15 protein-coding genes are annotated in these 12,300 nt (G+C 50.7%); 3 read left to right on the top strand and 12 right to left on the bottom strand.

Features of this window, described 5'->3' with window-relative positions; translation table 11 throughout:
• Positions 1-3 precede the first annotated feature (3 nt).
• Positions 4-912, bottom strand: coding sequence for a fructokinase (gene mak, locus OGV74_RS20200; protein ID WP_044712870.1), 909 nt, complete (start codon positions 910-912; stop codon positions 4-6).
• Positions 913-1,003: 91 nt separating this feature from the next.
• Between mak and rdgC the strand changes: the two genes are divergently transcribed.
• Positions 1,004-1,915: a recombination-associated protein RdgC gene (gene rdgC, locus OGV74_RS20205; RefSeq protein ID WP_003021479.1), complete on the top strand. Its 912-nt coding sequence runs from the start codon at positions 1,004-1,006 to the stop codon at positions 1,913-1,915.
• A gap of 49 nt (positions 1,916-1,964) precedes the next feature.
• Here rdgC and ppnP read toward each other — a convergent pair whose 3' ends face one another.
• The 5 genes from ppnP to OGV74_RS20230 form a co-directional block, all read right to left on the bottom strand.
• The gene (gene ppnP, locus OGV74_RS20210) at positions 1,965-2,249 is read right to left on the bottom strand and encodes a pyrimidine/purine nucleoside phosphorylase (RefSeq protein WP_003021477.1); all 285 of its coding nucleotides are present in this window, start codon (positions 2,247-2,249) and stop codon (positions 1,965-1,967) included.
• A 71-nt stretch (positions 2,250-2,320) separates the two neighbouring features.
• Positions 2,321-2,998 carry an AroM family protein gene (locus OGV74_RS20215; protein ID WP_003021474.1) on the bottom strand — a complete coding sequence of 226 codons (678 nt, stop codon included), beginning with the start codon at positions 2,996-2,998 and terminating at the stop codon, positions 2,321-2,323.
• Between the two features lie 246 nt (positions 2,999-3,244).
• Entirely contained in the window at positions 3,245-3,436 is a 192-nt protein-coding gene (gene yaiA / locus OGV74_RS20220; protein WP_061547918.1) for a protein YaiA, read from the bottom strand.
• Positions 3,437-3,462: 26 nt separating this feature from the next.
• On the bottom strand, positions 3,463-4,008 hold the full coding sequence (gene aroL / locus OGV74_RS20225) for a shikimate kinase AroL (RefSeq protein WP_286521437.1): 546 nt from the start codon (positions 4,006-4,008) through the stop codon (positions 3,463-3,465).
• 186 nt (positions 4,009-4,194) lie between these two features.
• Entirely contained in the window at positions 4,195-4,650 is a 456-nt protein-coding gene (locus OGV74_RS20230; protein WP_003021467.1) for a YaiI/YqxD family protein, read from the bottom strand.
• 189 nt (positions 4,651-4,839) lie between these two features.
• Here OGV74_RS20230 and proC point away from each other — a divergent pair, with 189 nt between their 5' ends.
• Positions 4,840-5,649 carry a pyrroline-5-carboxylate reductase gene (gene proC, locus OGV74_RS20235; protein WP_032948672.1) on the top strand — a complete coding sequence of 270 codons (810 nt, stop codon included), beginning with the start codon at positions 4,840-4,842 and terminating at the stop codon, positions 5,647-5,649.
• Between the two features lie 17 nt (positions 5,650-5,666).
• On the opposite strand, the gene adrA is transcribed toward proC, so the two are convergent.
• The 5 genes from adrA to OGV74_RS20260 all read right to left on the bottom strand — a co-directional run bounded on the left by adrA (position 5,667) and on the right by OGV74_RS20260 (position 10,499).
• Positions 5,667-6,782: a diguanylate cyclase AdrA gene (gene adrA / locus OGV74_RS20240; protein WP_085954043.1), complete on the bottom strand. Its 1,116-nt coding sequence runs from the start codon at positions 6,780-6,782 to the stop codon at positions 5,667-5,669.
• Positions 6,783-6,873: 91 nt separating this feature from the next.
• The gene (gene psiF, locus OGV74_RS20245; protein WP_003021454.1) at positions 6,874-7,194 is read right to left on the bottom strand and encodes a phosphate starvation-inducible protein PsiF; all 321 of its coding nucleotides are present in this window, start codon (positions 7,192-7,194) and stop codon (positions 6,874-6,876) included.
• Between the two features lie 97 nt (positions 7,195-7,291).
• Positions 7,292-8,707: an alkaline phosphatase gene (phoA, locus tag OGV74_RS20250; RefSeq protein ID WP_086503761.1), complete on the bottom strand. Its 1,416-nt coding sequence runs from the start codon at positions 8,705-8,707 to the stop codon at positions 7,292-7,294.
• Positions 8,708-8,811: 104 nt separating this feature from the next.
• The gene (locus OGV74_RS20255; RefSeq protein ID WP_003021448.1) at positions 8,812-9,054 is read right to left on the bottom strand and encodes a sigma-S stabilization anti-adapter protein IraP; all 243 of its coding nucleotides are present in this window, start codon (positions 9,052-9,054) and stop codon (positions 8,812-8,814) included.
• Positions 9,055-9,302: 248 nt separating this feature from the next.
• Positions 9,303-10,499, bottom strand: a complete 1,197-nt coding sequence (locus OGV74_RS20260) for a multidrug efflux MFS transporter (protein WP_003021445.1) — start codon at positions 10,497-10,499, stop codon at positions 9,303-9,305.
• A 301-nt stretch (positions 10,500-10,800) separates the two neighbouring features.
• Here OGV74_RS20260 and ddlA point away from each other — a divergent pair, with 301 nt between their 5' ends.
• A complete protein-coding gene (ddlA, locus tag OGV74_RS20265; protein WP_003021442.1) occupies positions 10,801-11,895 on the top strand; it encodes a D-alanine--D-alanine ligase in 1,095 nt (364 codons plus the stop codon).
• 23 nt (positions 11,896-11,918) lie between these two features.
• On the opposite strand, the gene OGV74_RS20270 is transcribed toward ddlA, so the two are convergent.
• A complete protein-coding gene (locus OGV74_RS20270; protein WP_003021440.1) occupies positions 11,919-12,137 on the bottom strand; it encodes a DUF2754 domain-containing protein in 219 nt (72 codons plus the stop codon).
• Between the last annotated feature and the right edge of the window lie 163 nt (positions 12,138-12,300).

Raw genomic sequence — 12,300 nt, forward strand, 5'->3', positions numbered from 1 at the left:
CGTTTATACGTGCGGCCACAGCCAGGCCGCGCCGCGCACGCCGCTGGAGTCACCGTGCAACGCCTGGCGTAGAGGCGTTTCACACTCGCCACCAAAAACAAATTGCTGCATCAACGTCGGAACGTTTTGATACAGTCGATCGACATTGCTCATTCCGCCACCCAGCACAATGACGTCCGGATCGAGAATATTCACCACATGTGCCAGTGATTTCGCCAGACGAAGCTCATAGCGGCTCAACGCTTGCTCCGCAAGAGTATCCTGCGCATTAACAAGGCTGATAATTTCACTGCCTTTGAGCGGCTTACCGCTCAGGCGCTGGTAGTCGGTGGCAAAACCGGTCCCGGAAATGAAGGTTTCAATGCAGCCTTGCTTGCCGCAATAACAAGGGACTTCCTGCCGATAACGCAGCTCATCTTCGTCCATCCACGGCAGCGGATTATGCCCCCACTCCCCTGCGGTACCGTTACCGCCGGTGTGTGCCCGACCATTCAGCGCCACGCCTGCGCCACATCCGGTGCCTATAATCACCGCAAACACGGTTTGCGCCCCCGCCGCCGCACCATCCACCGCTTCAGAAACCGCCAGACAGTTGGCATCATTTGCCAACCGCACTTCGCGATTCAGACGCGCACTCAGGTCTTTGTCAAAAGGTTGCCCGTTAAGCCAGGTCGAGTTGGCATTCTTTACCACCCCGGTGTAGGGCGAGATTGAACCGGGAATGCCCATTCCAACGGTTCCCGTCTGCCCGGTGGCGTTTTCCGCCATCTCCACCAGCATGGCGATGGTTTCTATCGTTTGCCGATAATCATCACGCGGCGTGGGCAGGCGATGGCGAAAAAGCTGTTCGCCCGCATCGCCAAGCGCAATAACTTCCGTTTTCGTACCGCCCAAATCGATACCTATACGCACTGTTTGCTCCTCTTCCCGATTAACAATGCAAGCATAGCGACAATTCGCTATCATGCCCGCTGGATTTAACGACAAGGCCGTGGAAATTATCATGCTGTGGTTCAAAAATTTAATGGTTTACCGTCTTAGCCGCGATGTTTCTTTGCGTGCCGAAGAGATGGAAAAACAGCTGGCATCAATGACGTTCACCCCTTGCGGTAGCCAGGATATGGCAAAAATGGGCTGGGTTCCGCCGATGGGATCGCACAGCGATGCATTAACGCATACCGCCAATGGCCAAATTATTATCTGCGCCCGCAAAGAAGAAAAAATTCTGCCGTCGCCGGTTATCAAACAGGCGCTGGAAGCCAAAATATTCAAACTGGAAGCTGAGCAAGGTCGCAAACTCAAGAAGACCGAAAAAGACTCACTGAAAGATGAAGTTCTGCACTCATTGCTGCCGCGCGCCTTTAGCCGCTTCAGCCAGACAATGATGTGGATCGACACCGTCAACGATCTGATCATGGTCGACTGTGCAAGCGCGAAGAAAGCGGAAGATACGCTGGCGCTGCTGCGTAAAAGCCTCGGTTCGCTGCCGGTCGTTCCGCTGACGATGGAAAACCCTATTGAGCTGACGCTGACCGAATGGGTTCGCTCCGGCACAACAGCACAAGGATTCCAGTTACTGGATGAAGCTGAACTGAAAGCGATCCTTGAAGACGGCGGTGTGATCCGCGCGAAAAAGCAGGATCTGGTCTGCGACGAAATCGCCGTGCATATTGAGGCGGGCAAACTGGTCACCAAGTTGGCCCTCGACTGGCAGCAGCGTATTCAGTTCGTTATGTGTGACGACGGCTCCATTAAGCGTCTGAAGTTCAGCGACGAGCTGCGCGATCAGAACGAAGATATCGACCGTGAAGATTATGCTCAGCGTTTTGATGCCGATTTCATCCTGATGACAGGTGAACTGGCGGCGCTGATTAAAAGTCTGGTGGAAGGATTAGGCGGCGAAGCGCAACGTTAGCCCTGTTTAGCGAATGGCGACACAATATCGCCATTCGTCATTTTTACGCTTACAAATAGCGGCAAAGATAGGATGTTGGCTCTGCTACCTGCAGATGAAACTCACTGTTGCCCGGTACGTTAAACACGTCTCCTGCGGCATATACTTTCCACTCGGTTTCCCCCGGCAGCAGCACGTTCAGTGCGCCACTAACCACCGTCATCTCTTCAGGCGCCGCAGTACCAAAGGTATATTCACCTTCAGCCATCACGCCTACACTGGCGCGGCCAGTACTGCTGCTGGTAAAACCGATCGATTTTACTTTGCCGGAAAAGTATTCATTACTTTGAAGCATACAACTGGCCCTATCTCGTGATTAAGTTAGGAACCAATATAGGGGGCTGACGTTCCACCTGTCACGCAAAATTACGCCAGCAATTCCGAAGCTAGTCGGGCAATCAACACATTGGACAGCAAAACCGGGACATCCAGCGACTTTTGCAGTAAATCACGATGGCGTTGATGAAAACCCAGGCAGTCCAGCATGAGAACATCAGCGCCTTGCTCAAGGAGATATTTCCCGGCATCAATCAGCTGTTGTTCAGAACCTTCTACTGGATTCGCTACGGCATACACTGGCGGCGTTTGTAACACCTGCCACTTTTGTGTCTGGGCTTTGAGCAATTCAGCAACAGGTACTATGACCCCAACCTGATGCCCTTCGACAATCGAAGCCACTAACGGGGGAATAATGCGTATGGGTTCCAACAAGATGCTATTGCGGGCGGTCAGACGGGTGATTGAAGCGGTACTCATCAGCAGGATCACGTCAAAGCCCTGATTATCCAGCACCTCCACGATACTTTGTAGCGAGCGTTCTACCTTCAGGCGCGAGACATGTGCAAGCTGATGGTCGCTAAGCAGCGTTAATAACAGCTCATCACCGGGTGAAGCTCCGTACTCAGCCATCACATCTTCTCGCTGCATCTGCCCCAGCAGACTGTGGTGAGTAATGTGCTGTTCATCAATATATTCCGTCAGGAGCGGTAACACCTCACACATCGGCACAACGCCAATCGTGAGGATAGCCAACGACGTACTCATTTGTTGCTCCACCGTTTTCTTACTTTGCCGTGAAATCCCGGACACGTGCCGGACGCTAACCTGTGCTACAAATGCTCAAAAGCGTAGCAGTAGATCGGCGGTGTATTGTGTAAAGATTCCAGATCATTCCAGTACTGGATTGTTATTGTTTAATTTTCAATTTTTACTGTATACAGCGAAATTTAAAAAAATGTGATGCACGCCCGGACTGGCACTTTTAAGACTCGTGCCAGGGCGGTCTTCATATCAGGTTTTATCGGAGTCTTCGTAGCGTTTTTTAGCATCCATCGCTTCCTGAGCCGAAGGATGCTCACTGATCAACGAATTCGGTTTAGGGTGATCGGCACGAAGTTGATACCAGGTTACCGTCTGGCCTGGCGTCCCTTTTTCAACCGTAACAATGGTCGCTTGACGTGGGTAAGGTGGTTGTGTCGGCATAGTTCTTCCTTTTCACTGGATGAACATTAAGTATAGACACAGCCCTGCAACCGTGGCGCTGCCTGCGCCAGTCTCCCAAGAATGTCTTCCACCACCTGCGCAGGCGCATTGGTGGCATCAACGATATAGTGCGCGGCTTCGCGATACAAAACATCTCGCTGGGCGAGCACTTCCTGCACTTCTTCAGTCAACGGCTTGCCGGTTAAGGTTGGTCGTAATCCTTCTTCAGGCGTGGCCTCCAGACGATCAACCAGTACCGATACCGGTGCGCTTAAATAGATAACCACGCCGTGGCTGCGCATGTAGTGGCGGTTAAATTCGGTAAGAATGATACCGCCGCCAGTCGCAACAACCGTTGCTGGTGCTGTGACAGCCTGCAGAGCGGTCGTTTCCTGGGCACGAAACCCTTCCCATCCTTCTCTTTCGACGATTTCCGCCACGGTCATTTGCACGTGCGATTGCAACCAGCGATCGGTATCAACGAACTGGAAATCAATAGCCTTTGCCAGCGCCATACCGGTTGTCGTCTTACCACACCCCCGGGGGCCAACAAGAAAAAGAGGTTGCGTCATCACAGAATTTCCCCAGAGAGCCGCCAACAAGCGGGATCTGATGCGGTTAAAAATATAATCATATCATCAAACTAGTACGCCGCCAAAATCGTAAAGAAAAAATTACATAAAGAATGGCGAGATGAGTTAATCCCTACTATAACAAGAATTCACAACGAATAAAGTGTAAATAATAAATTACACATACTATTTTCTACGCTGAACTTCCAGCCACCATTTATCAAGTTCAGCCGCAAAATGCTGTCTGTCACGGGACGAAAGGCTGTCCGGCCCCCCGGTCTGAATACCGCTAGCGCGTAGCGTATCCATAAAATCACGCATCATCAGACGCTCGCGGATCGTGGCTTCGGTATAACGTTCGCCACGCGGGTTAAGCGCCGCCGCACCTTTTTCAATCACTTCAGCCGCCAGCGGAATATCGGCCGTTATCACTAAATCACCAGCGCTGCACTGACGCACAATCTCGTTATCAGCCACGTCAAAGCCCGCAGGCACACGTAATGTGCTGATGAAACGCGAAGGCGGGACGCGCAGGCTTTGGTTGGCCACCAAAACAAGCGGCATTTGCATGCGCTCAGAAGCGCGGTACAAAATGTCTTTAATCACATTCGGACACGCATCGGCATCCACCCATATTGTCATAACTTCTCCCCACTGTTGTGCTGCCGCACATTGTCGCGTGCTTTTACTTTCAGGCAAAGTGCTGTTTCTCCTTCTGAACATATTCATTCCGCGCTAAGCTTAGCTTTCCCAGATTTCCCCCAAATACTTCAAGTAACTTGAAGTAATTAGGGTATAAAACAATGAATATCATCCATAGGGAGTGACAAGATGGACAAGAAAATTGGTTTTATCGGCTGCGGTAATATGGGCAAAGCCATTCTTGGCGGCATGATCGCCAGCGGTCAGGTTCTCCCCGGACAAATCTGGGTCTATACCCCTTCCCCCGATAAGGTCGCCGCGCTACACGACCAGTACGGCATTAATGCGGCGCAGTCTGCACAAGAAGTCGCGCAGATCGCTGATATTGTTTTTGGGGCCGTAAAGCCAGGCATTATGATTAAGGTGCTGAGCGAAATTACCTCCAGCCTGAACAAAGACTCCCTGGTCGTCTCAATTGCCGCAGGCGTCACCCTCGATCAGCTTGCCCGCGCGCTGGGTCACGATCGTAAAATCATTCGCGCAATGCCAAACACGCCGTCGCTGGTGAACGCCGGAATGACCTCCGTCACGCCAAACGCCTTAGTCACGCCGGAAGATACGGCTGACGTGCTGAATATCTTCCGCTGCTTTGGCGAAGCTGAAGTCATTGCGGAGGCAATGATTCATCCGGTCGTTGGTGTCAGCGGTTCAGCACCGGCCTATGTATTTATGTTTATCGAAGCAATGGCAGATGCCGCCGTTCAGGGGGGGATGCCCCGCGCGCAGGCTTATAAATTTGCGGCACAAGCGGTAATGGGTTCGGCGAAGATGGTGCTGGAAACGGGTAAACATCCTGGCGAATTAAAGGATATGGTGTGCTCACCAGGTGGAACCACCATTGAGGCGGTACGCGTCCTGGAAGACCGCGGTTTCCGTTCATCAGTAATTGAAGCGATGATTAAGTGCATGGAGCAATCGGAAAAACTCAGCCGCTCCTGAGTTAACACCGCCGGACGTCATGCCGCCGCTTCAGTGCGGTTACGTCCGGAATTCTTTGCTTTATAGAGCGCCATATCTGCTGATTTTAACCATTCTCTATAGTGTTCAGTTTCAGATGTCAGCGGCGCAACGCCCACGCTAATGCGCAGGTCAACCTGCGGCGCGCAAGATAAACGCAGTTGGGTAAGCCGTTCGTGAACACGAGACATCGCTGCAATCGCGCTGCTCGCCGACGTGCCACACATGATTACCGCAAACTCATCACCGCCAAAACGCCCAATCACATCGCTACCGCGTAAGGTCATCTGTAACTGGCGGGTCAGTGCAACAATGGCCTGATCCCCTACGTCATGGCCCCAGGTATCATTGATACTCTTAAAATGGTCGATATCGATGATAAGGAGCGTGGCATCACGCTGATGGCGACGGCAATTATCAAACTCATTACGCAGCAACAGTTCCCAATGACGTCGGTTATACACCCCGGTCATCCCATCTCGCGTACTCATAACCTGTAAGCGACGTTTATGTTCTGCCAGCCGGATGAGCGTCTTATAACTCACCCAGGCAAACAGCAACGGGTAAACCACTAACACTGGCAGTGACAACAGCACGCTCAGCTGCGTACTGCTAAAAGCCATGGGGATATCCGTTAACTGTAACGTCACCAGGCAGGAAACCACCATCAACACGGCGCCTGCGATGAAGACTCGCATACCTCCTGCGCCCATCAGGTTGATACAGATAATCATCAAAAGCGCCGTGGATGGCAGCAAGTTTATCCCCATAATCCCCATCCACATCCCGGCGAGGATGGCATCGGCTTTTAAGTTGGTATATTCGCTATGCAGTGGATCGACAGCTTTACTTGCCAGTTGCCATGCCAGATGTGGCCAGACAAATGCCCATCCCACCAGCAAAAGCCACCAGCCTCCGGTTATTGGCTGAGAAACTAATACCGACGCGATAGGGAAAAACATTCCCCCCAGTCCCACCGCTCGCGGCAGCCTGATTCGTCGGGCAAATCGCAGACCGGAACGTTGGTGGTCATTTTGATGAAGCAATATAAATGCTTCATTTGAGACGACCTTCTTTTGATAAAAATTTTCATCATTCATCGTATTTGGGAATATTCTGAAACAAATTTCCCAAATTATAGGAAGGGGTCTGGCGGCGGAAGTATGATATTTCGGGTGAGCGATTTTATCTGCTCACCCGGAAGTGCTAAGCAGATTTTTTCAGGCAAGCACTCATAAACTTATTACGATCATCGCCTTTCAGAGACTGCTCCGTCGCCTTGACGTTGCATTCACGCATTTTCTGCTGCTGCGGCGTCAGGCTCTTTTCCTCAGGCCCAGATTTACTGTTTTTCAGGCAATCACTCATATACGTCTTACGCGCATCCCCTTTTAAGGTCTGCGCCGTTGCCTGCTGATTGCAGGTGGTCATACGTTGTTGTTGCGGGGTTAATGTCTTCTCGGCAGCACCGACGGTAGTTAAAAAAATAAGACCAAAAAGCAACGTCATTAATAATGTAATTTTCATAGCTCCATCCTTTTCTGAACGACGACACACAGGTAAGTTTGGCTGCTAACGATAAAAATACCACCCGACGGCAAAAGTATTGCCGCCGGGCGTCGGGTTATTTCAGTCCTAACGCCGCTTTCATGGTGTAGAACAGGTCGGTTTGATCGGTCAGGCCAACCACATTCGCCGCATGAGGGCCATAGGCTGCAATACGCAGTTGGCTGCCGGTGTGCTCCTGGGACTCTTCTTCAGAGTTGCCATAGCTAATGACCATCACCGCGCCATCTTTGGTGTTCAGCGCTTGCGTTAAACCGGGTGCTTTAGTATCCGGTGCGACTATCTGGCTGGCATGCGCGTGATCAGCGGTTACCACGACCAGGGTGTTGCCATCTTTCTTCGCAAAAGCAAGCGCACGCTGCACCGCTTCATCCAGATCGACAGTTTCACCAATTTGTCCACACGGGTTAGCGGCGTGATCTTGTTTGTCGATTGACGCGCCTTCCACTTGCAGGAAGAAGCCTTTCTCATTTTTGCTTAACAGCTCAATCGCTTTATCCGTCATCTGTGCCAGAGTCGGCACGCTGTCGTTACGTTTTGGATTTGGCGTGCAAGTCACTACCGGCTTATCCAGATTTCCGTGATAAGACGCTTTCGGGCCTTCCCAACGCACTGGCATATTACCGTCAGAGAACAGACCCAACAGCGGTTTATCCTGATTCGCTTCGGTAATCGCCGCCAGCGTCGCGGTATCACTCACCATCTGGTAACCACGGGCCTGTGCTTGTTCACGCAGCGTTTTACCCTGCCACTCACCTGCCGTAGCGGTTTCAGTAAAAGTCTTTGCCCCGCCACCTAACGTAACATCCGCACGGGCATTCAATAATTGTTCGGTAATCGACCCTTTACCGCCTTTTTCCAGCGCGTTCGTCGGGCATTTTTCAGCCGTCACGCTCGGGCCATAGCATTTACGCGAAGTGACATGGGCAACCAGCGCGGCCGGCGTGGCATCCTGCAATTCAGCCGTGGAAACGTTGCCTGTCGCCAGACCCGCCGCTTTGGCCATTTCCAGAATAGTAGCGTGATCTTTCTCATGAATATCAACGCCCAGAGCACCATTGTAAGTTTTAACACCAGTCGTCCACGCCGTCGCCGATGCTGCAGAATCTGTCACATAATCGGGCTTGCCGGTTTTCTTATCCAACGCATAATGGGTGTATTGTCCGGTCAACGGTAAAGCATCAATACCTTTAAAAAAGCCGCCCGCGCCTTCAGCATAATTTCGCGCTGCCGTTATTTCGGAATCACCCATCCCATCGCCAATCAGTAAAATAATATTTTTGGCCGGTTTGTCGCTCAGGGATTCGCGCAGAGCCACAGTTTGGTCGGCAGACAATCGGCGAGCGCCACCCGGCGTGGAGATATCACCTTGAGCGGCACGATTATCCAAAACCGCTACAGTAGATGTTTCTGCATTAATAACCGGGGTAAACAGCAAAGGTAACAGGGCAATAGCGAGTGCGCTTTGTTTCACTTTATATTCTCCATGTATAAATACGGTAAAATTAAAACAAAGCGACTATAAGTATTTGATGTGACACTTTTATGATAATTTGTGGGTGCCCCGCCACAGATGGTTCAAAACGCTTTTGGTACGATCTCGCAAGCGTTATGTATGTTCGTCAGAAACGCGGGCATGCGGTTTACATCAGCCAGCGCCCCCTCAATTTGACGAATAAATATTTGCCGATCGTTCCACGCCATATTGCGCAGCATTTCGATGATTACCCGCTCTAACGTTTCGACCTGTACCGCCAGATCTTGCGACTCTTCTTCTTTTTGCGCGAGTTTAAGTAACAACTCAGTGACGAGGTTTTTCATTTGCCTATTCCCTTAACAAAATATGGGTCACGTTATCATTAAGGCTCACGACTGCCTAGAGGATGAAAGTTGTATTTTTATAAGTAATAAAACGATTTGCGAAAACAATCACAACACAAAATAAGGGTAAATGCGTCTTGACGCAGAATGATTCAATATAAAAAGGTAAGAAAATTAATAATCACACAAATATATAATACACAATTATAGATTAACAACGCTGACAGGCAGCGTTGTTAATCAGGAACTCAACGCCCCCCGCGCCGACGTCGCAACGCAATAGCCAATTGCCAGATATTGATAAGCACAATGCTTGCTGTAGCAATGAACACCCAACGGAACCCCGCCATTGCCGAAACCGTCGCCCCCATTAATGGCCCGGCGACGTTGCCGAGATACATAAATGACTGGTTATAACCAAAGATGCGCCCGGTTATCTGGTCGCTGGAGTATTTCACTAACAGCGTCTGCACCGCCGGCAACATCGCACCGTCGGCAAAGCCAAGCAGAAAACGGAGAACTCCCAACTGCAACGGCGTGGTGACCCACGACATAGCGAAAAACAGCACCACCGCGAAGATTAACGTCGCCATTAAAATCCGCTCAGTACCAATACGGTCGCCTAATTTACCAAGTCGAGGCGCGGAAATCAGAGCAGAAATGCCCGGTACAGAGGCTATCAGCCCGCTGAGAAAGGCAATATTCGAACTATCTGGGACCATTGATTTAATAAACAGCGCCAGAATTGGCCCAATTGAACCGTTACACAGTTGAATCACCATGGTGGTAAAAAACAGGCTGATCACCAGCGCCGGATGTGAAAGCGAGGCAAATACGGCCTTCCCACTCAGACGTTCGCTTTTTTTAATCGTAGGACGAACGCCCTCTTTGATCAAAAACAGTGTGACCAGAAAACTCACCACCAGCAAAGCGGCAGTAATACAGAATACCGCCCGTAAGCCAACGTGATCGGCAATAAAGCCCCCCATTAACGGTCCACCAATGACACCGCTAATTTGCGCCGTCGACAGCGTACTCAGCGCCCAGCCGCTGCGTTCACGCGGAACCTGTGACGCGACCAGCGCCATCGCATTAGGAATATAACCGGAGGTTAACCCCATCACCCCGCGCAGCAGAAAAAGCTGCCAGACGTTAGTAGCAAATGCCTGTAGCAAAATCGCAATGGCCATACCCAGTGAGGCCCGCAGCAGCATTAGCTTGCGTCCTTTGCGGTCGGCTAAACTGCCCCACATTGGAGAGACAATAGCTGAAATCAGGAAGGTGACGCTGAACGTTAATCCGGACCACATTGAGAGCGCTTCATGCGAGGTCACGCCCAGTTGGGAGATATAGAGTGGTAAAAAAGGCAAGATTTGGCTAATCGCCAGTCCGGTAAAAAAGCACCCGAACCAAACGGAAATAAGGTTAACTCTCCAGGATTCCATAAGGACTCATAACGATAAGTAGCTGAAAACTGCGAGCAGCTTAACAAATTACTTAGCGGAATAAGGGTCCACAGGTGCGATAAATCACAGTTTAGTATTTTATCTTCCCGCTCATCATATTTGTGATACAGCTCACATCAAACCCATAATATAAGCAGGGGATTATGCTTCGCGTGCGGGCCGCTTGTTTGTTATGTTCTATTCCCCTGTCGTCAGCCAAAACAATCTGCCAGAAGCCGAGGAAACCTGCGTTTTGTCGTGGTAATGTATGTGCTTTGCATTCATGGAATGGGTTTTTAAGATGGCAAAGTTGCGGGTAGGAATCGTATTTGGTGGTAAATCAGCGGAACATGAAGTGTCATTGCAATCGGCAAAAAATATTGTCGATGCCATCGACAAGACTCGCTTTGACGTTGTGCTGTTAGGTATTGATAAACAAGGGCAATGGCACGTCAGCGATGCCAGTAATTATCTGCTCAATTCAGACGACCCGGCGCATATTGCATTGCGACCTTCTGAGACCAGCCTGGCGCAGGTACCGGGTAAACAAGCGCACCAGTTGATCGATGCACAAAACGGTCAACCGCTGCCGACGGTCGATGTTATTTTCCCGATCGTACATGGCACTCTGGGTGAAGATGGCTCTCTGCAGGGCATGCTGCGCGTGGCAAACCTACCGTTCGTAGGTTCTGATGTGCTGGGTTCTGCGGCCTGTATGGATAAAGACGTGACCAAACGTCTGCTGCGTGATGCCGGATTAAACATCGCGCCATTTATTACGCTCACTCGCGCCAATCGCAACAGCATCAGCTTTAGCGAAGTGGAATCCCGCCTGGGTCTGCCGTTGTTTGTAAAACCGGCCAACCAGGGATCGTCCGTTGGCGTCAGCAAAGTAACCAGCGAAGCCCAATACGATCAGGCCGTCGCGCTGGCATTTGAATTCGATCATAAAGTCGTGGTGGAGCAAGGGATCAAAGGCCGCGAGATCGAATGTGCTGTACTGGGCAACGATCATCCGCAGGCCAGTACTTGTGGAGAGATTGTGCTGAACAGCGATTTTTACGCTTACGACACTAAATACATTGACGATAACGGTGCCACAGTTGTCGTTCCGGCAGCAATTGCACCAGAGATTAACGACAAGATCCGCGAAATCGCCATTCAGGCCTACCAGACACTGGGCTGTGCCGGCATGGCGCGCGTGGACGTTTTCTTAACTGCTGAAAACAACGTTGTGATCAATGAGATCAACACGCTGCCAGGCTTTACCAACATCAGTATGTATCCGAAGCTGTGGCAGGCGAGCGGTTTAGGCTATACCGATTTGATCACTCGCCTGATCGAACTGGCGCTGGAACGCCATGCTGCGGATAGCGCGCTGAAAACCAGTATGTAAACCCGCCAGGATGCCTGATATAGCTATTGGGCATCCTTTACTTCATCATCTTCAACGCGGCGACGGATGATTAATCCGGCCAGCCAAAAGCTAATCACCCAGGTCACCAGCCCCACCGCATAGGTTTGCCACCCCTGCGCTTCAAAACCGAGTAAGCCCACCACGCCGTTGAGAATAAAGATAAGCCCAATAGCGAAGGCATAATAGTGCCAGTCTCGGCGGATTTTAACAGGCAGGTTCATAACGGCTCCGGTGGATATACAACATGAAAACGCATCCTCGCACATTTCCTCATACACGTCTGTGGCCTGTGCGGAATTTCTGAAATGTAAATTAATTTCACTTAAAGTTGCGTAATTGTGATGCTAAGCAAAAAACCGAAATCCAGGAATAATCTCTACCTGA

This window comes from Citrobacter sp. Cf116, from assembly GCF_030336505.1.
Lineage (GTDB): Bacteria > Pseudomonadota > Gammaproteobacteria > Enterobacterales > Enterobacteriaceae > Citrobacter > Citrobacter freundii.